This is a genomic window from Catenuloplanes nepalensis (genome assembly GCF_030811575.1).
GTDB classification, from domain to species: domain Bacteria; phylum Actinomycetota; class Actinomycetes; order Mycobacteriales; family Micromonosporaceae; genus Catenuloplanes; species Catenuloplanes nepalensis.
On sequence record NZ_JAUSRA010000001.1, the window covers coordinates 9,319,266 to 9,345,642 of the forward strand.

General features: G+C 72.6%; 23 protein-coding genes. 16 read left to right on the forward strand and 7 right to left on the reverse strand.

The window, feature by feature from the left end; all coding sequences use genetic code 11:
- Positions 1–9 precede the first annotated feature (9 nt).
- Positions 10–480 (reverse strand): MarR family winged helix-turn-helix transcriptional regulator, encoded by a 471-nt coding sequence (locus tag J2S43_RS40625; protein WP_306838594.1) that lies wholly within the window; start codon positions 478–480, stop codon positions 10–12.
- Between the two features lie 158 nt (positions 481–638).
- Between J2S43_RS40625 and J2S43_RS40630 the strand changes: the two genes are divergently transcribed.
- The 3 genes from J2S43_RS40630 (at position 639) to J2S43_RS40640 (ending at position 3,102) form a co-directional block, all read left to right on the forward strand.
- On the forward strand, positions 639–761 hold the full coding sequence (locus tag J2S43_RS40630; protein WP_306838596.1) for a hypothetical protein: 123 nt from the start codon (positions 639–641) through the stop codon (positions 759–761).
- 1,267 nt (positions 762–2,028) lie between these two features.
- A complete protein-coding gene (locus J2S43_RS40635) occupies positions 2,029–2,736 on the forward strand; it encodes a discoidin domain-containing protein (RefSeq protein ID WP_306838598.1) in 708 nt (235 codons plus the stop codon).
- Positions 2,737–2,793: 57 nt separating this feature from the next.
- Positions 2,794–3,102 carry a hypothetical protein gene (locus tag J2S43_RS40640; protein ID WP_306838600.1) on the forward strand — a complete coding sequence of 103 codons (309 nt, stop codon included), beginning with the start codon at positions 2,794–2,796 and terminating at the stop codon, positions 3,100–3,102.
- Between the two features lie 889 nt (positions 3,103–3,991).
- Here J2S43_RS40640 and J2S43_RS40645 read toward each other — a convergent pair.
- On the reverse strand, positions 3,992–4,561 hold the full coding sequence (locus J2S43_RS40645) for a TetR/AcrR family transcriptional regulator (protein WP_306838602.1): 570 nt from the start codon (positions 4,559–4,561) through the stop codon (positions 3,992–3,994).
- Between the two features lie 93 nt (positions 4,562–4,654).
- Here J2S43_RS40645 and J2S43_RS40650 point away from each other — a divergent pair, with 93 nt between their 5' ends.
- Positions 4,655–5,506 carry an alpha/beta hydrolase family protein gene (locus J2S43_RS40650; RefSeq protein WP_306838604.1) on the forward strand — a complete coding sequence of 284 codons (852 nt, stop codon included), beginning with the start codon at positions 4,655–4,657 and terminating at the stop codon, positions 5,504–5,506.
- Positions 5,507–5,600: 94 nt separating this feature from the next.
- On the opposite strand, the gene J2S43_RS40655 is transcribed toward J2S43_RS40650, so the two are convergent.
- Positions 5,601–6,125, reverse strand: coding sequence for a CGNR zinc finger domain-containing protein (locus J2S43_RS40655; RefSeq protein ID WP_306838606.1), 525 nt, complete (start codon positions 6,123–6,125; stop codon positions 5,601–5,603).
- Positions 6,126–6,151: 26 nt separating this feature from the next.
- Here J2S43_RS40655 and J2S43_RS40660 point away from each other — a divergent pair, with 26 nt between their 5' ends.
- The 8 genes from J2S43_RS40660 (at position 6,152) to J2S43_RS40695 (ending at position 15,330) form a co-directional block, all read left to right on the forward strand.
- Positions 6,152–6,313: a hypothetical protein gene (locus J2S43_RS40660; protein WP_306838608.1), complete on the forward strand. Its 162-nt coding sequence runs from the start codon at positions 6,152–6,154 to the stop codon at positions 6,311–6,313.
- 363 nt (positions 6,314–6,676) lie between these two features.
- Complete coding sequence (locus J2S43_RS40665) at positions 6,677–7,516, forward strand: glycosyltransferase family 2 protein (RefSeq protein WP_306838610.1); 840 nt, start codon at positions 6,677–6,679, stop codon at positions 7,514–7,516.
- Entirely contained in the window at positions 7,513–8,502 is a 990-nt protein-coding gene (locus tag J2S43_RS40670; RefSeq protein ID WP_306838612.1) for a glycosyltransferase family 2 protein, read from the forward strand. Before J2S43_RS40665 ends, J2S43_RS40670 begins: the two co-directional genes overlap by 4 nt.
- A 22-nt stretch (positions 8,503–8,524) precedes the next feature.
- Positions 8,525–9,535 carry a polysaccharide pyruvyl transferase family protein gene (locus J2S43_RS40675; protein WP_306838614.1) on the forward strand — a complete coding sequence of 337 codons (1,011 nt, stop codon included), beginning with the start codon at positions 8,525–8,527 and terminating at the stop codon, positions 9,533–9,535.
- Positions 9,532–10,809 carry a glycosyltransferase family 2 protein gene (locus J2S43_RS40680; protein WP_306838616.1) on the forward strand — a complete coding sequence of 426 codons (1,278 nt, stop codon included), beginning with the start codon at positions 9,532–9,534 and terminating at the stop codon, positions 10,807–10,809. The genes J2S43_RS40675 and J2S43_RS40680 overlap by 4 nt, the downstream gene beginning before the upstream one ends.
- Entirely contained in the window at positions 10,806–12,827 is a 2,022-nt protein-coding gene (locus tag J2S43_RS40685; protein ID WP_306838618.1) for a hypothetical protein, read from the forward strand. Before J2S43_RS40680 ends, J2S43_RS40685 begins: the two co-directional genes overlap by 4 nt.
- Positions 12,824–14,341 (forward strand): lipopolysaccharide biosynthesis protein, encoded by a 1,518-nt coding sequence (locus J2S43_RS40690; RefSeq protein WP_306838620.1) that lies wholly within the window; start codon positions 12,824–12,826, stop codon positions 14,339–14,341. Before J2S43_RS40685 ends, J2S43_RS40690 begins: the two co-directional genes overlap by 4 nt.
- Positions 14,338–15,330, forward strand: a complete 993-nt coding sequence (locus tag J2S43_RS40695; protein WP_306838622.1) for a beta-1,6-N-acetylglucosaminyltransferase — start codon at positions 14,338–14,340, stop codon at positions 15,328–15,330. The genes J2S43_RS40690 and J2S43_RS40695 overlap by 4 nt, the downstream gene beginning before the upstream one ends.
- A 99-nt stretch (positions 15,331–15,429) precedes the next feature.
- On the opposite strand, the gene J2S43_RS40700 is transcribed toward J2S43_RS40695, so the two are convergent.
- Positions 15,430–16,872 carry a glycoside hydrolase family 16 protein gene (locus J2S43_RS40700; RefSeq protein WP_306838623.1) on the reverse strand — a complete coding sequence of 481 codons (1,443 nt, stop codon included), beginning with the start codon at positions 16,870–16,872 and terminating at the stop codon, positions 15,430–15,432.
- Positions 16,873–17,165: 293 nt separating this feature from the next.
- On the opposite strand from J2S43_RS40700, the gene J2S43_RS40705 reads away from it, so the two are divergent.
- Genes J2S43_RS40705 through J2S43_RS40715 form a run of 3 tightly spaced genes read left to right on the forward strand, consistent with a single transcriptional unit; the run spans position 17,166 to position 23,465 of the window.
- Entirely contained in the window at positions 17,166–20,150 is a 2,985-nt protein-coding gene (locus tag J2S43_RS40705) for a methyl-accepting chemotaxis protein (RefSeq protein ID WP_306838625.1), read from the forward strand.
- Positions 20,147–21,703 (forward strand): chemotaxis protein CheW, encoded by a 1,557-nt coding sequence (locus tag J2S43_RS40710; RefSeq protein WP_306838628.1) that lies wholly within the window; start codon positions 20,147–20,149, stop codon positions 21,701–21,703. Before J2S43_RS40705 ends, J2S43_RS40710 begins: the two co-directional genes overlap by 4 nt.
- A 25-nt stretch (positions 21,704–21,728) precedes the next feature.
- Positions 21,729–23,465, forward strand: coding sequence for a sensor histidine kinase (locus J2S43_RS40715; protein WP_306838630.1), 1,737 nt, complete (start codon positions 21,729–21,731; stop codon positions 23,463–23,465).
- Positions 23,466–23,634: 169 nt separating this feature from the next.
- On the opposite strand, the gene J2S43_RS40720 is transcribed toward J2S43_RS40715, so the two are convergent.
- Positions 23,635–24,123 (reverse strand): CAP domain-containing protein, encoded by a 489-nt coding sequence (locus J2S43_RS40720; protein WP_306838631.1) that lies wholly within the window; start codon positions 24,121–24,123, stop codon positions 23,635–23,637.
- 464 nt (positions 24,124–24,587) lie between these two features.
- On the opposite strand from J2S43_RS40720, the gene J2S43_RS40725 reads away from it, so the two are divergent.
- A complete protein-coding gene (locus J2S43_RS40725) occupies positions 24,588–25,181 on the forward strand; it encodes a DUF3455 domain-containing protein (protein WP_306838633.1) in 594 nt (197 codons plus the stop codon).
- Between the two features lie 71 nt (positions 25,182–25,252).
- Here the strand turns inward: J2S43_RS40725 and J2S43_RS40730 are convergent, their stop codons facing one another.
- Both J2S43_RS40730 and J2S43_RS40735 read right to left on the reverse strand, forming a co-directional pair.
- A complete protein-coding gene (locus J2S43_RS40730; RefSeq protein ID WP_306838635.1) occupies positions 25,253–25,714 on the reverse strand; it encodes an SLATT domain-containing protein in 462 nt (153 codons plus the stop codon).
- Entirely contained in the window at positions 25,707–26,222 is a 516-nt protein-coding gene (locus J2S43_RS40735; protein ID WP_306838637.1) for a DUF4231 domain-containing protein, read from the reverse strand. The genes J2S43_RS40730 and J2S43_RS40735 overlap by 8 nt, the downstream gene beginning before the upstream one ends.
- Between the last annotated feature and the right edge of the window lie 155 nt (positions 26,223–26,377).

A 26,377-nucleotide genomic window follows, 5' to 3' on the forward strand; every position in this document is an offset into this window, starting at 1 on the left:
AGCCGCCGGTCAGGCCGGGCAGGCCGGCGTCGTCTCCTCCAGCCGGGCGGACACCTTCTCGGAGAGCTTGCCGAGCACGGCCAGCTCCTCCGAGCTGAGCGCCTCGATGAACCACGACCGCACGTGCGCCACGTGCGTCGGCGCCGCCGCCTCGATCGCGGCCCGCCCGGCCGCGGTGATCACCACATCCGAGTAGCGCAGGTCGCCCGGCCGGGTCTCGCGGGTGACGAAGCCGCGCTTCTCCATCCGGGTCAGGTGGTGCGAGAGCCGGCTCTTCTCCCAGCAGGTGCGCTCGATCAGGTCGGTGGAGCGCATGCGCCCGTCCGGCGCCTCGGAGAGGTGCACCAGCACCTCGTAGTCGGGGACCGACAGCCCGCCCTCTGCCTGCAGATGCGCGGCGAGCTGCGTCATCAACCGGTTCTGCATGGCGACGAACCGGCGCCAGTCGCGCTGTTCGTCATCGGTCAGCCAGGTAGTCACGCCACCATGGTACGCGCCGCAGGTTGACACGTCATTCCATCGGAACTCTTCGATCTGTTGTTGGATCGAGGTGCCATCGGGAGGGCCGGCACGCAGCGGTGGCATCCAGAGCCGGATGCCGTCGAGCATCAACACCTTCGGGCTTTCCCGCTTCCGGCGTGGCCGCTCTGGGCGTGCTCCCGCGGGCCAACCTCGCGGCGGCCTCCGCCGCCGCTCCGGACGCCGCATCGGAGCCGGTTGCGCCGCTGGTCACCACGAACCGCGAGGAGCGCGTGGCCTGACTTCTCGTTCCGCGGCGCCGATCCCGGCGACCTCACGGGCCGCCGGGGCGCCTCGGGGCGGCGCGGGCGCATCGACGGGATCCGGTTAACCTCCTCGGTGCAGCAGGCAGCGCCATGCAGGGGAGCCGATATGGATGAGCCCGAGCGCCAGCCGGACGCACGGAAAACCGGCGTGGGCAAGGACGGGGATGCGGCCGCGGCCGCGTCACCGGGCGAACCGGCGGCTGCGGACCGTCCCGGTGCCCGATTCACCGCCGGTACGCAATCCGACGCCGGGTCTCGCGGTGAGGTCGGGTCTCGTGGTGAGGCCGGATCGCGCGGTGACGCTGGATCGCGCAGCGACGCCAGGGAGCAGTCCGGCGCGAGCGAGCGGTCCGGGGGTGTTGAGCGGAGTTCCGGGAGTTTCGAGCAGCCGAGGCAGCCGATCGCGCAGCGCGCGATTCTGTTGCGCGGGCTGCCGATGACGGGTCCGCCCGCCGCCGGTGGTGCCCCGCGGGCGGACTCGACGCCGCCGGACGAGGGCGTGGCGCCGGTGGTGCCCGCGCAGCGGCCGGCCGCGTCGGGATCGCGGCCCGATTCCGGGTTCGCGCTTGACCCCGATGCTCCACCGGGCGCGGCGGGATCGGTGGAGCGGAAGGGCTCAGCCGTCGAGGCGGCGGACTCGGCGGCCCGGCTCACGGCGGGATCGAGCGGTGCCCAAACCCCGCATGCGCCGGTCGCCGATCGGCCGGCGTGGGCCGGTCGCAACACACCGGCCAGTGGGAGTTCGCCGGTGCCGGGAGTGGCCGGTCCCGAAACCGGTTCTGGGGAACCGCCGCAAGGCGCGGAGGGCGCCGCCGCGGTGTCCGGCAAGGCCGAACCCGGCTCCGCGTTCGCGGACCGCCCACCCCGTGCCGGGGCCGCGTCTGGCGGGCCGGTCCCTGGTGGGCCCACGTTCGCCGATCCCCGTGCCGGGGCCGCGTCTGGCGGGCCGGTCCCTGGTGGGCCCACGTTCGCCGATCCCCGTGCCGGGGCCGCGTCCGGCGAGCCGGTTGCGGGTGAGCCCACGTTCGCGGAGCTGCCCGATCGGCGCGCGGACGGTGCGGGTCCGATGGCCGGACGGGCCGGATCCGGGCCCGCGGCTGGAGGGCCGTCCGCGGAACGTACGGCGGGTGCGGTCGCGGGATCGGCCTTCGGCAGGCCGACGACGCGGTCGGGGCCGCGGCCGGGCGCGGCGAGCGCTCCGCCGGATCCCGATGGAGGTGAGCCGGTCTCGCGGTCGCGGCGGATGTTGCCGTGGCTGGTGGGGCTGGCGATCGTGGCGGTGCTGGGGCTGGTGGCCGCGGTGGTGCCGTTGCTGGGCGCGGAGGACGAACCGGATCCGGTGGCGTTGCCGAGCGCGGTGGAGACGCCCTCGTGGCGGGTCGGCTATCCGTCCGGGCCGTCGACGATCGCGCCGACGACGCCGTCGCCGTCACCCTCGCCGTCCGTGTCCCGGTCGGCGTCGCCGAGTCCGAGCCCGTCCGTGCCGGCGACCGTGGCTGCACCGCCGCAGAGCCGGGCGCCGTCCGCCAAGCCGGCGGCGCCGTCCGGTCCGAAGGGGAATCCGTCCGGCGCGAACATCGCGCGTGGGCGGCCCGCGTTCGCCTCGACGGAGGCGGACGAGACGCGGGCGGCGGGCGCGGTGGACGGGGACGTGGCCACGCGGTGGAGCAGCGCCTACTCCGCCCCGGAGTGGATCATGGTGGACCTGGGCGAGGCCTGGAAGATCAGCAGCGTCACGCTGTTCTGGGAGACCGCCTACGGCCGTGCTTACCGGATCGAGGTGTCCGGCGACGGGAACACCTGGAAGTCGATCTACAGCACCGCCGCGGGCGCGGGCGGCACGGTGAAGGCGACCGCGCCGGCCGGCACCACCGGCCGCTATGTCCGCCTCTACGGCACCGAGGTCGCGACCATCTGGGGCTTCAGCATCTTCGAGATGGAGGTCCGCTGACCACGCCTTGACGCGTTGTGCGATAACGGGATCGTGCAGAGGTTCGCGGATTCCACGGTGGTGCGATCGGATGTGGGCGTGACGCTGGCGCTGACCGGGCGGCTGCTCGCCGGTCTGCCGCGGGTGCGGCAACCGGTGTATGTCGGGAGCAGCGTGCTCGAGGCGCGCACCCGGATCAGCTGGTGGTCCTTCGGTGAGACGATCACCTGCTCGCTACGGCCCGAGGGCGGCGGCACCCGCATCGACGTGGAGAGCCGGTCGACCATGAGCCTCACCGCGGTGGACTACGGCGTCAATCGGGAGAACGTCCGCCTGGTCATGGCGATGATCGAGGGTGCGTTCGCGCCGGGATGGCCAGCGCGCTGACGTGAGGTCGTGGTGACCACCTGCGGAACCGGCAGACAGCCCCGCTGCCGCCCCGGCCACCCGCCCCCGACCGGAGTAAACGTTCTGCCCTCGCGGCCGACCGGTGCCCAATGCCACTTACTGAGCCTTCGGCGTCAGGGTGGGCGGCGCTCGGCAATCAGCACAGAACTTCCCTCCGCCACTGAATCCCTGTCCGAAATATCACCACAAAGGCGGCGACGGCGACTCTTGGAAGCGATCACGTGTCGCAAATCGTTGTTGAAAGCGCCGGATGACAACGATTTGCGACACGTGATCAACTCCCGGCCCGGCCATACCGAGCCTTGGATGTCGGCTTGAGCGGCGCTTCGGAGCGGCGAACCTCTATAGCGTGAGATTTCGGGTGCGCGGCGCCCGGACGGCCACCGCCGCTCGAACCTCGACTCCGAATGGTCGTAGCTTAAGTTGATCATGTGCTCCGGCCTGCGCTTGTCAGAAGCGTCCCGCCGACGTCCGCGCGACCCCGCCGGGTTACCGCCGTCGCCCAGCCCTTCGGCCGCACGGACCGGATCGCCCCGGCACCCCACACCCCTTACCGCGGGGCGAGAGTGCGCGCAATCCGGTCCGCTCGCGGCAAGCGGGCGCTCCGCACCCGAAATATCGCGACATCCCCCTCTTGCGAGGGCTGCCTGCCCACGGGACGCCACCGCCGCGGCCTGAGTGATCAATCAGTGAGCTTTTTTCAACCTGGCGCACCCGGACCGTCGACTGTGTCATGCCCCCAGCCGCATAGGCCAGGTGGAAAATGGCTCAGTGGAGCAAAGGTAGATCAAAAACCGAAGTCGATCGCTCCCCGGTGCCCGCGGGGGCACTCGGAACGTGACCGCGCCGGAAGCGGGAACGCGAATTCTCAGCTGGGCCGCAGGCCGTTGATGACCAGGGTGATCATCAGGCGGGCGTCGTAGCGGGGGTCGCCGGCGCCGATGCAGAGGTTGCCGATGCCGCGGAGCAGCGTGAGCGGGTCGATGTCCGGCGTGATCTCGCCGGCGGTGATGCCGGCGTCGAGCAGGTCGGCGCAGACGGGCAGCAGGCGGTCCAGGAAGTACGCGTGGAGCGTGGCGAACGCGGCGTTGTCGGACTGCAGCGCCTCGGCCAGACCGTGCTTGGTGACCAGGAAGTCGGCGAAGAGGTTGACCCAGGCGGCCAGTGCGGCGTGCGGGGTCGGGCCGGCGGCGAGCAGCGCGGGGCCGGCCTCGGCACACGCCTCGACCTGGTGACGGTAGACCGCCACGATCAGATCGGCGCGGGTGGGGAAGTGCCGGTAGATCGTGCCCACGCCCACGCCGGCGCGGGCGGCGACATCGCGGACCGCCACGTCCACGCCGGACTCGACGAACGCGGCCGCGGCCGCGTCCAGCAGCGCCTTCTTGTTGCGCTCGGCGTCGGCACGCTTCCGGGGCGCGGGCGGGTCGGTGACCACCGTCACTCCTCTTGGCAAACGGAACCATGTTCCGTAACGTTGGTGCGGAACACGGTTCCGCTTTGTGGGCCGTCTGGAACTGGAAGGTACGTCATGACTGCCACCACGCCAAACGCCGTTCTCACGATCCACCCGGTGGTCCTGCCCGCGCCGGACCGCGGCGACGATCTGCAGGTGCGGATCTCGGCGCCCGCGACCGGCGGCGACCTGCCCGTCATCGTCTTCTCGCACGGTTACCACCAGTCCGCGATCGGGTACGGGCCGCTGGTCGACCACTGGGCCGCGAACGGCTTCGCGGTGATCCAGCCGACCCACCTCGACTCGCTGCGGCTCGGCCTGCCGGAGGACGACCCGCGCACGCCCGGCATCTGGCGCACCCGGATCGACGACGTGACCCGGGTGCTCGACAACCTGGACGTGCTGGAGGCCGCCATCCCGGGACGGTTCGACCGGGACCGGATCGCGGTGGCCGGCCACTCCTGGGGCGCGCAGACCGTGGGTGTGCTGCTCGGCGCGGGCGTCGTCGGCATGGACGTGCCGGCCCGCGACCCGCGGATCTCGGCGGGCGTGCTGCTCGCGGCGACCGGCACCGGCGGGGAGGACCTGTCGCCGTTCGCGGCCGAGCACTTCCCGTTCATGAGCCCGGACTTCACGGGGATGACCACGCCGGCGCTGATCGTGGCCGGCGACAGGGACCAGTCGATGCTGTCGGCGCGCGGGCCGGAGTGGTTCACCGACGTCTACCACCTGAGCCCGGCGCCGAAAACCCTGCTCACGGTATACGGCGGGGAGCACTCGCTCGGCGGGATCACCGGCTACGCGGTCACCGAGACCACGGACGAGAGCCCGGAGCGGGTCGCGCTCATCGCGCGGGCCACCACGGCGTTCCTGCGGGGCGACGTGCTCCCGGAGGCCGGCGAGCTCGGCCGTATCGCGTCGAAGTGACCCGGCCCGGCGTCGCGCTGGTCACGACACGCGACCGCTGAGCTCTCGGCGACGTGCGCAGGTCCTTGGCGGCGGCTGTCTGAGCCGTGGACGCTCAGGCGGCCGGGGTGCGGGCGCGGTGGCGGCGGACGGCGTCGCGGTTGGCGCAGGTGGTGGTGCAGTAGCGCTGGCGGCCGGTGCGGCTGATGTCGGCGAACGGGGCCGTGCAGTCCGGGGCGGCGCAGCGGCCGAGGCGGTGCATGCCGCGGCCGGCCAGGTGCAGCGCGGTCCCGACGCTGATCAGTGCGCGCAGCAGCCAGCCGAGCGGCAGGTTCGAGCCGCGGTAGTGCACGTGCCAGCCGTCGTCCGCGTGGTTGGTCAGCCGCGGGTACGCCGAGGAGCCGGCCAGCAGCGCGTTCAGCCGGTCGGCGCGGACCGTGAAGTCGGGTGCGTCGACCACCTCCAGCCAGGCCCGGAGGAATTCGCGGGTCGCGTCCAGGTCCGCGTCCGTGACCGGCTGCTCGATCATCAGATCCGCGGCGCGGCAGCGGGCCTCCAGCTCGGCCGCGGTCGTGGGTGGGTTGCGCAGCAGGTCTATCGCCAGCAGGACCGCGTCCTCGCCGTAAGGGTTGATGTGCACAAGGGCATTACATCATCGTCGAGGGCATGACGGAACAGCACATCTGGCGCACGGTCTCCACCCACCACACCAGCACCGGCCCGGTCCGCTACGAGCGCTGTCACTGCGGCGCCTGGCGCATGCACTCCGGCAGCGGCCGGGCGTGGATCACGTCGAGCCGGGAGACGGCCCGGGTCGGCACCGCGTAGAGCCGGTTCAGGCCGCGCGGCTCCGGGCCGGGTTGGACACGCGCGACCCGGCGACCGAGCTCAACGACCATCCGCAGGTGCTGGCGTACCACCGGATGGTCTTCGAGACGCCCGCGCCGGCCGCGCGGGTCCCCGCGCGGATGTGTGAAACGCCCGGATAAGGGTAAATGAGGTGGTTCGCCTTAGGGGTCCACTTCGCCTGGACCGCGATACCTTGCGGGCATTACCTGTGATTCATGCGCTCTCCACCGATGTGCCCCGCCTACTCTGTAACGGTCACGGCACACAGCGTGACGGCATGCACCGCAACACCGGTGGTTTGGAGATGCCATGCAATATCACCATCACGCGCCGCCTCCTTCGGTGAGCGTGATCGTTCCGGCGCTGAACGAGGCCCGGAACCTGCCACACGTGCTCGGCGCGATGCCGCAGGTGGACGAGGTCATCCTCGTCGACGGCGGCTCCGTGGACGACACGGTCGAGACCGCGCGGCGCCTGATGCCCGGCATTCGCGTGATCCAGCAGGGCCGCAGGGGCAAGGGAAACGCCCTGGCCTGCGGATTCGCGGCGGCCAAGGGCGACATCATCGTCATGATCGACGCGGACGGGTCCACCGATCCCCGTGAAATCCCGCGCTTCGTCGAGGCACTGCGCCGCGGCGCCGACTTCGCCAAGGGATCCCGGTTCGTAGCCAGCGGGGGCAGCGCGGACATCACGGGCATCCGGCGACTCGGCAACAAGGCGCTCAGCCTCTTCGTGAACGTGCTGTTCCGCACCCGCTACAGCGACCTCTGCTACGGCTACAACGCGTTCTGGACCGCCCACCTGCCGATCTTCGGGCTGGACCACACCACGCCCCGGCCCGCGAACGGCGAACGGCTCTGGGGCGACGGCTTCGAGATCGAGACGCTGCTCAACCTGCGCGTCGCCCGCGCCGGCCTGCGCGTCGAGGAGGTCGCCAGTTACGAGCACGAGCGCATCCACGGCGTGAGCAACCTCAACGCGCTCACCGACGGGCTCCGCGTGCTGCGCACCATCATGCGCGAGTGGCCGCGCAAGCCGATCCCGCACCTGGCGGTCGAGATGGCCGCGGCGTCCGCGACCGTGGCCGGACGCCGGCACCGGGTGACCGCGTCCATGCGCATCCGCGGCACCGCCGCCGGCCGCAAGCACGCCCGTGCGGGCGCGAGAGGGCTCTCGTGACCCTGCTCGCACCGGAGGAGACCAGACGGACCGGCGAGGGTACGGGCACGCCCGCGATCAGCGTGGTCGTCTGCACGTACCACGAACGGCGCTTCGGCGACCTCGTCGCGGCCTGCGCGTCCGTCACCGCCCAACTGAGACCGCACGACGAGCTGATCGTCGTGGTCGACCACAACCCGGAGCTGCTGTCCCGGGTGAACCGGGAGATCCCCGGCGCGCACGCGGTCGCCAGCGCCGGGCCGCCCGGCCTGTCCGGCGCCCGCAACACCGGCGTCCGGCTCAGCCACTGCCCGGTAGTCGCGTTCCTGGACGACGACGCCACCGCCGCTGACGGGTGGCTCGGCCGGCTCCGCGCCGGGTTCGCCGACCCGGCCGTCCAGGTCGTCGGCACCGAGGTGGTGCCGCGCTGGGCCGGTGGGGCACCGCCGCGCTGGTTCCCGCCCGAGTTCGGCTGGGTGGTCGGCTGCGGATACCGCGGCCTGCCCACCGAGCCGGCGCCGGTGCGCAACCCGATCGGCGCCTCGATGGCGATCCGCCGGGCCTGCTTCTCCGAGGTCGGCGGCTTCTCCGAGGTCGTCGGCCGGGTCGGCACGCTTCCGGTCGGCTGCGAGGAGACCGAGTTCTGCATCCGCCTGACCCGGCGGCACACCGGTGCCGTCGTCGTCTTCGATCCGCGGGCCCGGGTGGACCACCTGGTGCCCGCGGACCGGCAGCGGCTCCGCTACTTCCTGAGCCGCTGCTATCACGAGGGCCGTTCCAAGCGGGCGGTCACCGCGCTCGCCGGTGCCGGTGACGCGCTCGCGGCCGAGCGCAGGTATGTCCGGGTGGTGCTGCCGCTCGGCGTGGCCCGCGGACTCGCCGGCGCGATCCGGCGGCCCAGCGGCCTGCTCCAGGCGGGCGCGATCCTCGCCGGGCTGACCGTGACCGTGCTCGGTTACCTCACCGGCCGCCCGGCCCGCTCCGGAATCCGGAGGGCTGTCCGATGACCGTAGCCCGGAGGACTCTCACGTGACCGACGCCCGCATCGACGCTCCCGTCCGCGCACTCACCGCGCGGACGGGAGCGATCCTGCAGGATCTGCTGCCCGGCGGCCCGCACGTGGCGCTGCTCGACTTCCCCGCTCACGACAACGCCGGCGACTCGCTGATCCATCTCGGCCAGATGGCGCATCTGCGGCGACTCGGCCTCGTGGTGCGGTATCTCGCCGATGACCGGACCTACAGCCCCACGGTACTGCGCAAGCGGCATCCGGAAGGCCCGATCCTCATTCAGGGCGGGGGGAATCTGGGCGACCTGTGGCCGCTCCGGCAGGACTTCCGTGAACGGCTGCTGCGCGAGCATCCGGACCGGCCGATCGTCCAGCTGCCACAGTCCATGGACTTCCGCGACCGGGCCCGGCAAGTCCGGGCGAGCGCGGCGTTCCACGCCCACCCGGAGCTCACGCTGCTGCTGCGCGACGAGCGCAGCCTGGCCCGCGCCCGGGACGCGTTCCCCGGCGTGCGCACCGAGTTCTGCCCCGACCTCGCGCCCGGCGCCGGGCCGCAGCCGCGCACCGCACCGGCCACACACGACGTGGTGCTGCTGCTGCGCACGGACGGCGAGCAGACCGGCGAGCACCGCGTGACGGTCCCGGCCGGCGCGAGCGCGCTGCGCACCGACTGGGGATTCCGCGGCGTGCACCGGCTGCGCTGGGACCTGCTGCGCACGCCGTCCGCGGTCGCCCGCCACCTGCCGGCGCTGCGCGGGCCGCTGCAGACCACCGTGGAGCGCTCGTTCGCCGCGATCGCCGCGCACAACGTCGGCCGGGCCCGCGCGGTGCTCTCCCGGGGACGCGCGGTGGTCACCGATCGGCTGCACGCGGCCGTGCTCGCCGCGCTGATGGACATTCCGGTGATCGCGATGGACAACTGCTCGGGGAAGATCTCGGCCGCGTACGACGCGTACCTGCACGCGTTGCCCGGCCTCACGTTCGCCCGGTCCGCGGCCGAGGCGTCCGAGTCGCTGGAGGGCCTGTTGTGACCGCCGTGCTGCCCGCCGCGCCCGCGACCACCGCCGTCGGCGTCTGGTGCTGCGAACTCGAACTGTCCGGTGTGGATGGTCCCGCCGCGGTCGTCCCGGCTCGCGCGGAACCGCGGATGCGGGTGCTGGTCCGGCTGCACGGCGAGCCGCTCGGCTACCTCACCCGGCCCGCCGGGACCACCGTGGACGAGCTGGTCGAGGCCGCGTGGCGGGCGTTCGGCACGGCCGCGCTGGAACACCTGGCGGCCGAGGGCGCGGAGCCGGTGATCGGCGAGCGGCCCGCGCCGGCCACCGCGGCCTGCCCCAACCGGGTGGCCGCGGACGAACTCGTCTCCGTCGTGGTGTGCACCCGCGACCGGGCCGGGCAGCTCGGGGCCGCGCTGGACCGGCTGGCTGCGCTCACGTACCCCCGGCTGGAGATCGTGATCGTGGACAACGCGCCGTCCGACGACTCGACGGAACGCCTGGTCCGGGCGAGGGCGAAGGACGACACCCGGCTGCGGTACGTGCGAGAGCCGCGCCCCGGCCTGTCCGCGGCCCGCAACCGGGGGCTGGTCGCGGCGCACGGCACCTACATCGCCTACACCGACGACGACGTCTCGGTCGACCCCGGCTGGGTGCACGGGCTGGTCCGCGGCTTCGCGACCCGGGCGGACGTGGCGTGCGTGACCGGGCTGGTCTGCACCGCGTCGATCGGCAACGCGGCCGAGGCGTACTTCGACGCGCGCAACTCCGGCTGGTCCGGCCGGATCGCGCCGCGCCTGTTCGACAAGGACACCGACGGCGGGCCGCTCTACCCGTACTCCGCCGGGATCTTCGGCACCGGCGCGAACGTCGCGTTCCACCGGGAGCGGACGCTCGCGCTCGGCGGGTTCGACGAGGCGCTCGGCGCCGGCTCGCCGACCCGGGGCGGCGAGGACCTGGACGCGTTCGTCCGCGTGCTGCGCGCCGGGCACGCGATCGCCTACCAGCCGGCCGCGGTCGTCTGGCACCACCACCGCGCGGACCCGGGCTCGCTGCTGCGCCAGATGTACGGCTACGGCACCGGCCTCACCGCCTATCTGACCAAGCTCGCGCTCACCCGCGACACCCGCCGTGATCTGCTCCGGCGCGTGCCGGCCGGGCTGGTGCGGCTGGCCCGGATCCGCCCGGACACCCGTCGCCGGCTGGACGGCGTGGCCGCGCCCCGGGCCGCGCTGCGCCGCGAGTTCGCCGGATTCCTGGCCGGTCCGTTCCTCTACCTGCACGCCCGCCGCGCCGGTGGCTCACGGTGACCCAGCTGCGGACCGTGCGCACGGCCGGCCCGGACACCACGGCGCGGCTGACGCTCTCCGCCGGCAGCCTGCTGCTGCTCCCGCTGGCCGGACTGTTCGAGCTCGCCGGTGCGCACGGCCCGCGCAGCGTGGCGCTGCTGGCGTTCGCGCTGCTCGGCCTCGGTTCCGCGCCGTGGGCGCCGCTGCTGCGGCTGCCGGCCGGGACCCGGCTGGCGCTCACCGCGCTCACCGCGCTCGCGCTGCCGGTCGTCGTCGGCACCGGCATGCTGCTCACCGGCCTGTGGTACCCGGTCGCCGCGTTCGTGCTGCTCACCGGCGCGGCCGTGGTCGCGCACGGGCTGTCGCTGCTGCGCGAGCCGATCACCCGGCCCGCGCTCGACGGCGCCGCGTCCGGGCTGATCGCCGTGCTCGGCGGCGCGCTGTGCCTGGGCGCCGCGTTCACCCACCGGCACCTCGACCCCGGCCTGTGGGGCTTCCTCGTCCACATCGGGCCGTTCTGGTACGCCGGACTCGCGCTCATCCTGATCGGCCTGGCCACCGCGCGCGCCGACGCGCAGACCGGCCTGGCGATCACCGTGCTGGTCCTCGCGCTCACGCTCACGCTCACGCCCGCGCTGGTCTACGACGGGCCGCGCTCGCAGTCCGCGAACAAGCACGTCGAACTGGTGCAGCAGATCCGCGCGCTCGGCGCGCTCGACTCGTCGGTGCGGGCGTACAACGCGTGGCCCGGTTTCTTCGCCGGGGCCGCCTGGCTGTGTGACGCGGCCGGGCTGCGCGACCCGATGCGGCTCGCGATCGCCTGGCCGCCGCTGATGGCGGTCTTCCGGGTGGTCGCGCTGCGGTATCTCGCCGGGCGCGTGCTGACCTCGCCGTACCAGGCGTGGATCGCGGTCGCGCTGGCCGTGCTCGCGGACCCGATCGGCGCGGACTACTTCTCGCCGCAGTCGCTCGGCTTCGTGCTCGGGCTGCTGGCGTTCGGGCTCGCGCTCGCCGATCTGCGGCACCGGATCGCGCTGCTGGCCGCGACCGGGACGGTCCTCGCGGTCACGCACCAGCTCAGCCCGTACATCATCGGCGGCATCCTGGTGGTGCTGGCCGCGTTCCGGTGGGTGCGCCCCTGGTGGACGCCCGCGACCGTGCTGCTGCCCGCGATCGTCTGGACGCTCGTGCACTTCTCCGCGGTCTCCGCGTTCCTGAGTCTGCGCGACGTCGGCGACGCGGCGAACTTCCGGCCGCCGAGCACCACCGCGGTCGACGACCTGGAACGGCTGCCGGTCGTCACGGTCAGCGTGGTCGCGCTCGCCGCCGGAATCGTGCTGCTCGGCCTGGTCGCGGCCGGGGTGCTGGTCACTCGGCGGCGCGACGAGCGGGCCTGGGCGATGGCGGCCTGCCCGGCGGTCGGGCTGATCATCATCGCCGGCAACGCGTACGGCAACGAGGGCATCTTCCGGGCCGCGCTGTTCGGCATCCCGTGGCTGGCGCTGCTCGCGGCCGGCGCGTTCACGCAACGCCGGCGGCCCGCGCTCCTCGCGCTGACCGCGGCGCTGACCACGACGTTCGTGACGGCCGCGTTCAGCATGGACGCCACCAACGTCAGCCGGCCCGGCGACCGGGCCGCGTTCCGGTACTTCCTGGACCGGCCGCGTGGCAGCTGGATGCTCATCCTCGGCGCCGGCGACCTGCCCAGCGTGCCACCGACCCGGGAGCGTACACACGTCTCCGTCTACCGCCCGATCCTCGACCCGATCGCGGACCGGCCGGCCGCCGAGACCCCGGCACAGGCGGTGCCCCGGCTGACCGCGCTGCTCAAGGCGTACGCGGACCGCGAGGCGAACTGGCGGACCGACCACCTCTACGCGGTGTGGTCGCCGGTCACCCTGTACTACGGCTGGGAGTACGGGCTGCACACCCGCGACGACTTCGCCGCGCTCCGGGACGCGTTCGCCACCGCGCCCGGCTGGTCCGTCGCCTTCCGCTCCGGCGAGACCGTCGTCTTCGCGTACCGGGGTGCCGGATGACCGTCGACGCGCACGTGTCGCGGCTGTTCGGCCGGGACTCGCTCTACATGATCCTCTGGGCCGTGCAGCTCGGCTGCGCCGCGTTGCTCACGCCGGTGCTCACCCGGTTCCTCGGCACCGGTGAGTTCGGCACGGTCGCGGCCGCGAACACGGTCATGCAGGTGCTCTTCGTGGTCGGCGGGTTCGGGTTGCAGACCGCGATCCAGCGCGCGTACGCCCAGCCCGGCGGCCCGGCCGGCGCGCGCCGGATCGTCACGCTCGCGATCGTGCTGGCGCTCGCGGTCACCGGGCTGGCGCTCGGCACCGTGGCCGGCTGGGCGCGGCCGCTCGGCCTGACCGGCGAACTCCCGGCGCTGCGGCTCGCGATCGCCTGGGCCGGGCTCTCCGCGATCACCAACGCGTCGCTCGGACTGCTCCGCAGCCAGGACCGGCTGGCCGCGTTCGCGCTGGTCAGCCTGGTGCAGTCGGCGATGGCCGAGGCGGCCAGCCTGGGCCTGGTCGCGGCCGTGCGCCCGACCGCGGAGAACTTCCTGCTCGGCCAGCTGCTGCTGCAGGCCGTGGCGGTCGCGCTCGGGCTGGCGCTGGCCCGGCCGCGCCGGCCGCGCCGCACGGACGCGCCGCTGCTGCGCGGCGCGCTCGGCTACGCGCTGCCGCTGGTCCCGGCCGTGCTCGGCATGCTGGTGCTCTCCACCGCGGACCGGCTGCTGATCCAGGCCGCGCTCGGCCCGGACGCGGTCGCCCGCTACCAGGTCGCCTACAACGTCGCGTCCGGGCCGATCCTGCTGCTCGGCGTGCTCAACACCGCGTGGATGCCGCGCTTCTTCGCGCTCGCGGAGCACGGCGAGCGCACCGCCGTGCTCGCGGCCAGCCGGGACCTGCTCTACCGGCTGCTGGTGCCACTGGTGGCCGGCGTCGCGATCGGCGCGCCGTTCGTGCTGCGGGTGTGGGCGCCGCCCTCGTACCGGCCGGAAGATCTGTATTGGGTCTTCTCGCTGATCGTGGTGGCGGCCGTGCCGTTCGCCGCCCAGCTCGCGCTGCACCGGGCGCTGGTCGCGGCCGGGCACACCGGCGTGGTCGCGGCCGCGGTGTGCGTGGCCGCGGTGGCGAACCTGCTGCTCACCTGGGCGCTGATCCCGCCGCTCGGGCTGGCCGGGGCCGCGCTGGCCACGGTCGTCGCCTACGGCCTGCTCTACCTGGGGCTGCGCCGGGGGGCCGCGACCACCGCGCCGGTCCCGGCTCCGCCGCGACGGCTGCGCGCGCTGATCGCCGCGTCGGTCACCATCGGTCTCGCGGCCGCGGCCGTGCCGGACACACCCCTCTTCCTGGCGGTACGCGGTGCGCTGGTGCTCGGCACGGTGATCTGGTTCTTCCGCGTGCTCACCGGCGTGCGCCGCCCGTCCGGCGCGGTCACACCCGGCGCGGCCTCCGGCGTGGTCGTCTCCGGAGTGCCCGGGTCGCGCGCCGTCTGTGCCTGCGCCGCGCCGGACGCCTGCGCCTGCCGGGCCGGCTCGTGAGCGAGCGTGCGAGCGGATCGGCGGCGCGGCGCCGGCCGCCGCTGAGCCACGGCCCGGTTCCCGGCACCGACGAGCCGCTCGCCGTGGTACTGCTGGCGCACGCGGACCCCGCGCAGGTCCACCGGCTGATCGGCGCGCTGCCCGGCGTGCCGGTGTTCCTGCACTGCGACGCGCGCACGCCACCACCGGTCTTCCACGCGATGACGACCGGGCTGCCCGCGCGCGTCACCGTCGTCGACCGGGTCCGGACCGCGCTGGCCAGCTGGTCGCTGGTCCAGGCGGAGCTGACCGGGCTGCGCGCCGCCGTCCGTGCGGTGCGCGCCCGGCACGTGGTGGTGCTCTCCGGCGCCTGCTACCCGCTGGTCAGCGTGGACGACCTGGTCCGTGAGCTGGCGGTCTGGCAGGGGCGGTCGTGGATCACGAACCTGCCGCTGCCGCTGGACCGGTGGAGCACGCCCCGGCATCCGGACGGCGGGCTGTGGCGGCTCAACCGTCGCTACCTGACCCGCGGCGACGCGGTGTTGCACCTGCGTGGCGTGCCGCTGCGCTGGCCGTGGCCGCGGGCGATCCCGGCGGAGCTGCAACTGCGGGCCGGCGGGCACTGGAAGATCTACTCCGGCGTACACGCGCGGCTTCTTCTGGATCTGGTCGACCGGCGGCCGGACCTGCTGCGGTTCTGGCGCACCACGCTCATCCCGGAGGAGACGTTCGTGCCGACCATGCTGGCCAGCCCGGCGCTGGCCGGCGCGGACGCGCTGCCGCCGTGCGACGCGGGCCCGTGGTACATCGATTGGCCCGGCAGCCCGGACGGCCACCACCCGCCGTGGCTGACCACTGCCCATCTCGACCACCTGAAGGCAGCCCGCTGGGCACCACCGCTCACCCCGGCCGCGCCGCCGGACCCCACGGGCACCCGGCGGCTCTTCGCCCGCAAATTCCGTTCATCCGACCCGGCCGTCCTCGACCGCATCGACGCCGAACTGCGCTGAACGCTCTCAACCGTCGCCCTTGACCGTAGCCCTTGATCGCCCCAGCCCCGGCCTGACCCACAGCTCGCGGCTGTGGGCCGACCGAAGGACTGCCAGCGGCTAGAACGGCGTGCCGCCCTCGTGGATGGAGATGTCGCCGACCGTCATGGTGCGCGGCATCGGGGTGGTGGGCGTGCCGCTGGAGACCGCCACGTTCAGCACCAGGAACTGGTCGCCGCCGAACGGCCAGGTGCGGCCGGAGGAGATCGCGTCCGCGGCCCAGACCGTCATCGTCGGCTTGCGGTCGATGTAGAAGCGGACCACGTTGCGGTCGAAGTACACGCCGTACCGGTGCGGCCGGGCGTCCAGCGACTCCCGCAGGTCCGTGGAGCCGCCGGCCTCGCCCCAGCCGTACGGCAGGTCGGTCTTCGGCGCGCCGGCCTTCGCCATGTGCATGGCGCTGTGCGCGATCGTCGGCGTGGCGCCCCAGCCCTCGAGGATGTCCAGCTCACCGGCGGCGGGCCAGCCCTGGGTGCGGGTGGCCGTGCCGACCGTCCAGAACGCCGGCCACACGCCCGCGCCGACCGGTGCGATGATCTCCGCCTCGATGTACGAGCCGGCCCGGACCGTCACCTTGCCCTCCGTGGTCAGGCGGGCGCTGGTGTAGTCGCGGGTGATGCCGTCGGTGCCCTTGACCGTCTGCTTGCGGGCCGTGATGCCGAGCTTGCCGGCGCCGGTCAGCGCCGCGTTGTCCGTGCTCTTCGTGTACGTCTGGATCTCGCCGTTGCCCCAGCCGTTGCCACCGGTCTCGTAGTTCCAGTGCGCGGCGTTCGGTGCGGTGCCGGCCTTGCCCGCGAACGAGACGATCTTCTCCGGCGTGGTGTCGGTCTTCGCCGGCAGCGCGGCCGCGTACTCCTTGACGCTGACGCCGGTGACCTGGAACGAGAACGCGCCGGACGCGGGCAGCGCCAGGTAGACGGAGGTGTCGGCCTTGCCGGCCGCGGTGGCCACGAACGTGCGGGTGATCAGGTGCCAGCCCGCGTCCGTGTACCTGCCGTAGACCGCGGCGTCGGCCGGCCGGCTGCCGTAGTTGCCGTTGGCCAGCAGCATGCCGATCGAGGCGCCGGACGAGCGGGTGTCCCGGACCCAGGCCTCCATCCGGTAGACCTTGCCGGGGACGAAGAACGTCTGGGGGCTGCGCAGCGGCGCGAGCGCGAGCGCCCAGCCGCCGCCGGTGCCGCTTCCGGTCGCGGTGCGGCTGAGCTCCATCGCGGTCTTCGCGGTGAGCGGGCCGGAGACGCCGGAGACGCGGCGCACGGTGACCGGGCCCACGCTGGACCCGGCGGTCCAGCCCGGGTTCGCGGTGGCGCCGGAGCCGTCGAGGACGCCCTCCGCGCTGGCGGAGTTCGGCGCGGTGGAGGTCATCGTGATCGCACGGGCATTGTATGGCTTCGGGGCGGGCTGGGAGGCCGCGATGACCGGGGTGGGGAGGGCGAGCGTGACCGCGGCGAGCGTGACGACCGTGAGGGTGCGTCGCGTACCGCGCCTGGGCAGGAGGCGCATTATGGGAACCTTCGATAGGTGTCGGGCGTCCGGGGGTCCGCTTGCGGCGGATGTGCCAGCCCTATCGGGGCCGCTGGGGGCGCTCTGAGCGCCGCACCGAACGGCAACCGGCAGGCACCGCTACCGCTGGCCCGTCACCGGATATTTCCGGACTTACGGGATTCGCCGCGAGAGCGGAACTGCCGGGTGACGACGTCTGAACGGTTGCGGCCCGGTTGTCTCAAGGTGGCGTTCCGGGTGCCGATCAGAGGGTGGAGAACAGGGCGGGGACCGCGCCGAGGGGGAGCAACACAGTGGCTGATTCCGGTTCGCTGATCAACGCCGAGAGCGGGGCGATGCTCGAGGGCGCGGCGCTACGCCTGCTGCTGCAGGAGCGTCTCGTGCTGACGTTGCACGCCAAGTCCGGCTCGATCCTGGCCGTCAACCAGCGCGTGCTGGACATCGCGGACATGCCGATCAACAAGGTGGTCGGGATCAAGCTCGAGCACCTCTGGAAGATGCCCGGCCCGCTGGTCGACCGGATGCTGGAGGCGGCCGCGCGCGGCGAGTTCATCGAGCAGGTCACCGCGATCTCCGACGGCAGCGGCCGGCAGCGCTGGCTGCGGCTCAACTGCGGCCCGGTGGAGGTGACGGCCAAGGCCTCGACGCCGGCGAAGGCCGCGCCCGCGAAGGCGACCACGGCCGCGGCGGCCGCGGCCGCAGCCAGGGAGGCTGCCACCGCCACCAGCGCGTCCGCCTCCGGTGCCGCACCCGCGCCGGCCGAGATCAAGCTCTCCGACACGGTGCTGGTCACCGCGTACGACATCACCGAGGACCGGCGGCAGATCGGCGAGCTTAAGGGCAAGTACGCCGCGATCGACCGCGCCCAGGCCGTGATCGAGTTCGACCTGACCGGCAGTATCCTGCACGCGAACGAGAACTTCCTCGCGCTCACCGGTTACTCGCTCGGTGAACTGGTCGGCAAGCAGCACAAGATGCTCTGCGACGCGGCCTTCGGGGAGGGCCCGGAGTACGACAGGTTCTGGGAGCGGCTGCGCGCCGGCGAGTTCGAGTCCGGCGAGTTCAAGCGGATGGGCAAGGGCGGGCGGGAGATCTGGATCCGGGCCACCTACAACCCGATCTTCGACCTGGACGGCCGGCCGTTCAAGGTGGTGAAGTACGCGCTCGACGTGACCGAGCAGAAGCTGCGCACCGCGGAGTTCGAGGGCAAGGTCAAGGCGATCTCCCGGGCGCAGGCCGTGATCGAGTTCGACCTCTCCGGGATGATCCTGGACGCGAACCAGAACTTCCTGAACACGGTCGGCTACGAGCTGTCCGAGGTGATCGGCCAGCATCACAAGATGTTCGTCGAGGAGGAGGAGGGCCGTAGCGCCGCGTACCGCAACTTCTGGCAGGGGCTGGCCCGCGGCGAGTTCGAGTCCGGGGAGTACAAGCGGGTCGGCAAGGGTGGCAAGGAGGTGTGGCTGCAGGCGACGTACAACCCGATCTTCGATGTGAACGGCCGCCCGTTCAAGGTGGTCAAGTACGCGATCGACGTCACCGACGAGAAGATCCGCAACGCGGAGTTCGAGGGCAAGGTGACCGCGATCGACCGTTCCCAGGCCGTGATCGAGTTCGACCTCAAGGGCAATATCCTGCGGGCCAACCAGCTGTTCCAGGAGACGATGGGCTACGCCGACTCGGAGATCGTCGGCAAGCACCACCGGATGTTCGCGGACGCGGCCACCTCGTCCAGCGCGGAGTACCGCGAGTTCTGGCAGCGGCTCGGCCGCGGCGAGTTCGAGTCCGGCGAGTACAAACGGGTCGGCAAGGGCGGCCGGGAGGTGTGGTTGCAGGCCAGCTACAACCCGATCTTCGACCTGTCCGGGCACCCGTTCAAGGTCGTCAAGTACGCCACCGACGTCACCGACCAGAAGACCCGCAACGTCGAGTTCGAGGGCAAGGTGACCGCGATCGCCCGCGCCCAGGCCGTGATCGAGTTCGACCTGCAGGGCCGGGTGCTCAGCGCCAACCAGAACTTCCTGGACCTGCTCGGCTATTCGCTGGAGGAGGTGCGCGGCAAGCACCACCGGATGTTCGTCGACGAGGACGAGGCGAAGTCCTCCGAGTACGCCGCGTTCTGGGAGAAGCTGTCCCGCGGCGACTTCGACGCGGGCGAGTACCGCCGGCGCACCAAGGGCGGCCGGGACGTCTACATCCAGGCCACCTACAACCCGATCTTCAACCTGGACGGGCGCCCGTACAAGATCGTCAAGTACGCGGTGGACGTCACGGACGCGAAGATCCGCAACGCGGAGTTCGTCGGCAAGGACCGAGCGATCAACCGCGCCCAGGCCGTGATCGAGTTCGACCTGGAAGGCAACATCCTCGTGGCGAACGAGAACTTTCAGCGCGCGCTCGGCTACTCGCTGCGCGAGCTGGTCGGCCAGCACCACAGCATGCTCTGCGACAGCGACTACATCACGTCCGCCGAGTACCGCGACTTCTGGCTGCGGCTGCGCAAGGGTGAGTACCTCTCCGGCCGCTTCCACCGGGTCGGCAAGTACGGCCGCAACGTCTGGATCCAGGCGAGCTACAACCCGATCTTCGACATGCGCGGCGAGCCGATCAGGGTGGTCAAGTACGCGCACGACATCACCGAGCAGGTCGAGCTGGAGCAGCGGCTGACCACGAAGACCCGCGACATGGCCGACTCGATCAAGGCGCTCGCCGACTCGATCGACGAGATCGTGGTCAACGCGCAGCAGGCCAGCGGCCTGGCCGGCGAGACGCAGAGCAACGCGGAGCAGGGCTTCGAGGAGCTGCGCAAGTCGATCGAGGCGATCGACCTGATCGAGAAGTCGTCCGACCAGATCGCCGCGATCGTCAAGGTGATCAGCGAGATCGCCAGCCAGACGAACCTGCTCGCGTTCAACGCCTCGATCGAGGCCGCGCGCGCCGGTGAGCACGGCGTCGGCTTCTCCGTCGTCGCCGGCGAGGTCCGCAAGCTCGCGGAACGCTCGTCCGAGGCGGCCCGGGAGATCAGCAACCTGATCCACGAGTCGGCCGCCCGGGTGGGCCAGGGCTCGCAGGTCTCGCACCGCGCGCAGGCCGCGTTCGCCGACATCCTGAAGAGCGTCGGCTCCACCGGCGAGTCGATCCGGCGGATCGCGGACTCCACCCAGAAGCAGCAGGCCGCGTCCGTCACGGTCACCCGCCTGATCAACGAGCTCACCAAGTCCGGCAGCGAGACCAGCATGGCGGAGCAGCAGCTCGACCAGGTCGGGCAGGCGTCGTGACCACCGCGATGTTCGACGCGCAGTCGGACTTCGTCGGCCTGCACGCCAGCGCGGACACGCTCTTCGGCGTCTTCCGGATCGACCGGATCCGGGTCGCGCTGCCGCTCACCGAGCTGCGCGAGGTCATCCCGTGCCCGCCGACGTTCAGCCCGCTGCCGGCCCGCGCGCCCGGCCTGGTCGGCGCGGTCAACCTGCGCCACCTGGTCATCCCGGTGCTCGACCTGCGCAAGCTGCAGGGCATCGAGGAGACCGCGGACGACCAGGTCATCGTGATCGTCGCCCAGGACGGCCGGGTCTTCGGCCTGATAGCGGACGAGATCGAGGGCGTCAGCCGGGTCGCCGGTGACGCGCTGATGCGGATGACGGTCGGCGGCGACCTGCCGTCGCTGTTCTCGCACAGCTTCGAGCGCCCGGACGACGACGCGGTGGTGTCGCTGCTGGACGCGGAGGCGATCGCGGCGCTGCCCGGCATGCCGGTCGTCCGGGACACCGGGCCGCGCGGCGTGCCGGTCGAGGCCGAGGGCGTGGTCGCGGACGCGTCCCGGCGCACCGTCATGCTGATCACCTGCGGCGAGATCGGCCTGGCGATGGAGGTCAACGACGTCCACTCGGTGATCCCGACGCTGACCGTGCGCATGTCGCCGCTGGACGGGCCGGCCTGCCGCGGCGTGGTCCACCTGCACGGCCACGCGGTGCCCGCGGTCGACCCGCTCGGGCTGCTCGGCCTCGGCGCGATGGCCGAGGGCGGCCCGCTGCGCGGCGTCGTGCTGGCGCTGCCCCGCGGCCTGATCGTGCTGACCGTCAACGACGTCGCGCACATCGCGTCCGTGCCGAACTCGGACGTGCTTCCGCTGCCGCCGCTCGGCATGCCGAAGTCCGAGTTCCTCGCCGGCGTGCTGCAGTACGAGAGCGGCCGGCAGTACGTGATGGTCGACGGCGCCGCCATGCGCCGGGACGCGGAGCTGGACGCGCTCGCCGCGCTCGGCCTGCCGCTCGACCCGCGCAAGGCCGCGGCCGCCACCGGTCGGGCACCCGGCGAAGTGCCGTCCGAGCCGCCGCGCGTCGGCGCCCAGCGCACCCGCGAGGGCCGGCGCGTGGTGCAGAGCGTGCGGAAGTTCCTCACCTACAGCGTGGGAGTGGAGGCGGCGACGCTGCTGTCCCAGATCGGGGAGATCCTGCCGTACCCGGAGGAGATCATCCCGCTCGACGCGGGCGGCGCGATCCGCGGCGTCTTCACGCATCGGCGCACCTCCGTGCCGCTGCTGTGCCTGCCCACGCTGCTCGGCCGCTGGCAGGAGATCGACCCGGTCACGTCGCGGGTGCTGCTCGTCGGCGTGGAACGGGACGGCGGCGGCACCAGCGCGGTCGGCTTCGTGGTGCCGTCGCTGCACGCGATCGAGGACTCGGTCTGGGAGGAGTCCGGCGGTGAGAACGAGTACAGCGGGCGGTCGCTGAGCAACAGCCCGCTCGTCAAGATCGGCACCGAGGAGCAGGGCCGGATGATGCCGCACATCGATCTCCATCGGATCGCCGCGGCAGAACTCGCGTTCTGAACATGCCAGAGGGGGTACGGCGCGCGTGCTGAGCCGAATCGTTCGCACCGACTGGCGGCATCTGGCGCTGCCGCTGGCCATGTGGCTGGTGCTCTGCGGGATCGGCGCGTGGGGCGTGCTCTGGGTGGAGCAGCGCGGCGAACGAGCGATGCAGGACCGTTTCGGCGACCGGGTGCAGAACACCGCGCGCGCGGTCGCGGAACTGGCCGGCGGCGACGGGAAGTCCGGCCTGATCGGCCGCTACCTGGAGCACGCGATCTCGATACCCGGCGCGCAGGTCTATCTGCTCGACGCCGACGGCCGGTTCGTCGCCGGCAGCGACAACCTGCCCCCGTGGCCACTGCCGCTGGCCAGCCGGGACCCGGTGCTCGCCGAGGCGCTGGCCGGCGCGAGTTCCGGCCACTACGGGCCGGCGGACGCCCAGTGGTACTTCGACGCGCAGCCGGTCCCGGACGTGGACTGGCGGATCGTCGCGGCCGTGCCGGTGTCCGGTCTCTACGGCCCGGTCCTGGGCGCGAACGTCGCCGTGCAGTCGACCGCGGCGGGGCTGGCCGCACTCGGCCTGATCGCGGTCTTCACCGCCGCGCGCGCGGGCCGGAACCGGGCCGCGTTACGCGCCAGCGAGGCCCAGTTCCGCGGCCTGTTCGACTACTCCATGCTCGGCATGGTCGTCACCCGGACGGACGGCGAGATCGAGCGGGTCAACCGCGCGTTCGGCGCGCTCCTGGGGCATCCGCCGGAGGTGCCGCCGCCCGGTGGCTGGCCGGAGATCCTGCACCCGGACGACGCGGAGACCCTCGCCGCGCTCGCGGACCGCGCGATGGCCGGGGAGATCCCCGGCTTCACGGCGACGGTCCGGCTGCGGCACACCGCCGGGCGCACCGTGCCGGTCGAGGTGACCAGCACGATCATCCACGACGAGCTGGGCGAGCCGCTGCACTTCAGCACGCAGCTGCTTGACGTCTCCGAGCGGGCGCGCCGGCAGGAGGAGCAGCGGGCGTACCGGGAGGAACTGGCCGCCCGCGCCCGCGATCTGCAGTCGGCGAACGCGGAGTTGCAGGCCGCGAACCAGCGGGTGGCCGACATGGTCGCGATGCTCACCCACGACGTACGGCAGCCGATCGCCACCATCGCCGGGTACTGCGAGCTGCTCACCGACATGTGGGACGACACCGACGACCGGGCCAAGCGCCGCGACGTCGACCGGATCGCGGCCACGGCCGCCAGCATGAGCGGGTACGTCGAGGAGATCCTCACGCTCACCCAGGTCGACGCGGACACGCTCTTCGCGCACCCGTCGCCGCTGCGGCTGGCGGACGTGATCGCCGAGTGCCTCGTGCACCTGCCGGTGCAGGAGCGGGCCGGCATCACGGTGACCGCGGACGAGCGGCTGTGGGTGCTCGCCGACCCGCGTCAGCTGCACCAGATGCTGGTCAACCTGATCGGCAACGGCCTGAAGTACGGTGAGCCGCCGATCCTGATCCGCGCGCTGTCCACCGCGGACGGCATCGAGATCGAGATCAGCGACTCGGGCGAGGGCGTGCCGGAGGACTTCGTGCCGCGCCTGTTCGACCGGTTCGCGCGCGCCACGAGCGGGGTGGCGCCGACCAAGAAGGGGACCGGGCTCGGGCTCTACATCGTGCGCCAGCTCGCGGTCGCGAACAGCGGCGACGTGACGTACCGGCCGCACCAGCCGTCCGGGGCCAGCTTCGTGCTGCGGCTGCCGACCGTGGACGCCACGGTCGGCGCCGTCCGCGCCTAGCCTTCTAGAGCCTGTATCGAAGTGGGGGCCGGAGCGAAGCGAGGTCCAGGTGTCGTCTGGGTGCGCGGCGCGGAAGCCCTCATACCGGTGTTGTATGTGGGCTTTTGCGCCGTGCGGCCAGGCGGCGCCTGGGCCACGCCGCAGCCCGTCTCCCACTTCGATACAGGCCCTAGGTCCCGAACTCCTGCGTCCAGTAGAGGACGCCGTCGGCGTTGCGCACCGCGCCCACGCCGATCGTCGTGGAGTCGCAGTTCAGCATGTTCCGGCGGTGGCCCGGGCTGTTCAGCCAGCCACGCGTCACGCCCCGCGCGTCCCGGTAGCCCCAGGCGATGTTCTCGCCCATGGCCCGCCGGGTGAACCCGGCCCGCTTGGTGCGCTCGGTGAACCTGCTGCCGTTCGCGCCGGTGTGGCTGAAGAAGCGGTTCCGCACCATGTCAGCGCTGTGCCGTTCCGCGGCCTTGGACAGCGTGCGGCTGATCACCAGCCGCTCACAGCCGGCCCTGATCCGCGCCTTGTTCGTCAGGGAGATCACCTGGGCCTCGAGCGTGGCCGTCCGTGCCGCCGCGGACGCGGACGCCGCGGGCGCGGCGAGCGTCAGGCCGATGGCGGCGGCGAGGGCGAGAACGACGAGCGCGGTCCGGCGAACGATTGTGCGCAAGTGTGTCACCTCTCGGTCGGTGTGTCGCTCGCACCGTTCGTTCGGTGGCGTGATGCGACGACTGACGAATCGGTCCGTTGCCCCGTCGCCAGCCGTCGGTTTCCGCCCCTGGTGCCGCGATGTCCGTTACTCACAGCAGACACTTTCCCCTGGCCGTCCGGACGCTTTTTGGCCATTTTCCGGACATGGTGACCAGGATGTGCTTCGTCGGACACGCTGCGTTGAATGCACGCCGAGATGTGTCGGCGTACCGATGAATGGTTTGCCTGGTGCTTTCCGTGAATGGCGCAATGCGACACCGGAACTGGACGTGAATATGGTTCGCGCTCAAAAATTCTTTGACGAATCTCGCTCCACCTTTGAACCGCCGGACGTCCCCGATCCGTGTTCGGTGGCGGCGGCGCACCACGGGGCGACAAGGCGGGTGCGCCGCACTGACCCGGAACCGGTCCTTTGGAGGACACGTGAACAAGACCAAGTCTCGGATGTTCAAGGTCGGCGGCGCGGTCGCCATCGCCGGCGCGCTGATCGGCGGCACGCTCGCCACCGCCAACGCCGCTGAGCAGGCCACCGACACCGCGGCCACCGGCACCACCGAGGTCGCGGCCGAGGCGCGCGGTGGCGGCCCGCGCATCCCGCAGGAGATCGCGGTCCCGGCCGGCAACCGCCTGATCGGCACCATGGCGGCCCGCGGCCAGCAGGTCTACACCTGCACCGCCGGCGCCTGGGTCTTCACCGAGCCGGTCGCCACGATGACCGGCCGGGTCAACAACCGCCCGGTCACCGCGATCCACTTCAAGGGCCCGCAGTGGGAGTCGATCGACGACGGCTCGCTGGTCAGCGCGACCTCGCAGGCCAGCTCGCCGGTCACCGGCTCGATCGCGCAGCTGCTGCTCAAGGCCACGCCGGCCGCGGGCTCCAACGGCGTCTTCGGCAAGGTCACGTTCATCCACCGGCTCGCCACCAGCGGCGGCGCGGCCCCGGCCGGCGCCTGCACCGACGGCACCCGGCTCGGCGTCGCCTACCGCGCCGAGTACCGCTTCTACGCGGCCGGCTGACCCTTCAGCTCACCTACCGCGCCAAGGGGGAGAGGGGCGCCCGCGACGATCGCGGGCGCCCCTCCGCGCGTTCACGTCCGGCGCAGGTCCGGCGGGTCGTCGATCAGTTCCTCCCAGCGCGCGTGCTCCTGGGCGAGGACCGCCTCCACCTCGGCCACGTAGGCCGCGATCGCGGCGGGCGTGGCGGTGGACGGGTCCGGCTCCACCACGCGCAGGGCGTAGAGCCGGTCGGCGGTGTCCCGGTACAGCTCGCCGATCGGCTCATGACCCAGGAGCGCGTCGTATCCGCTGACGAAGGTGGCCAGGCCGGCGAGCGCCACCGCGAGCACGCCCCAGCCGGAGCGGAACGACCAGACGTCCGCCGCGCCCAGCACGCCGCAGACGCCGGCCCCGAGCAGCAGCACGGTGCTGATCGTGAGCGCCTGGCCGTGCGCGGACGCGTACTCGTCCGCGCGGCTCTCGTAGTAGGCGAACTGGTCCGCGTACCGATGCCGCAGGTAGGCCCGCAGCGCCTGCTCGTCCCGGTCACCCACGGCCGGCCGCCGCGGCATCCGACCGCGCCCGCGCGATCGCCGAGATCAGCTCCGTCTCGCCGGCCAGCGTGCCGGTCAGGAACCGGAAGTAGACCGTGCGCAGCGCCTCGGCCCGCCGCCGGCAGCGCTGGAAGTCCCGCAGCGACCGCCGGCGCAGCGCGTAACCGGTGAAGACGGTCGCGCCGGCCGCGGCCAGACCGGTCACGACGCCCGGCCACGGCGAGGACGCCCACGCCGCCTGCGCCGCGCCGCCCACCGCGGTCAGCATCGCGAGCACCGGCATCACCACCCGCTGCCGCCGGTGCCGCCGCTGATGCCGCTCCGCGTCCCGCTGCGCCCGCAGCAACGCCGGTACCAGCTCCGCGCGCAGCAGGGCCAGCTCGCCGGCGAGCGCCGGGTACGCCGACTCGTCCGCGATGGACAGCGGGGGCCGCGGCGGATCCGCCCGGCCCCACGGCAGTCTGCGGAACAGCGCCGGACGCCGCCGGCTCCCGGGAACCCACGTCACGCACGGCAGCGTATCGGTCACGCGCACGCGCGAACGGCTTCGTGCGACCGGCTTCCCGACCGGCTTCGCCCGAATGGCTTCGTCCGAACGGCCGATGTGGTACTGGATGGAAAAATCCCGTCGTGTCCCCCCGAAAGCGGCGTCAATCGTCTAAT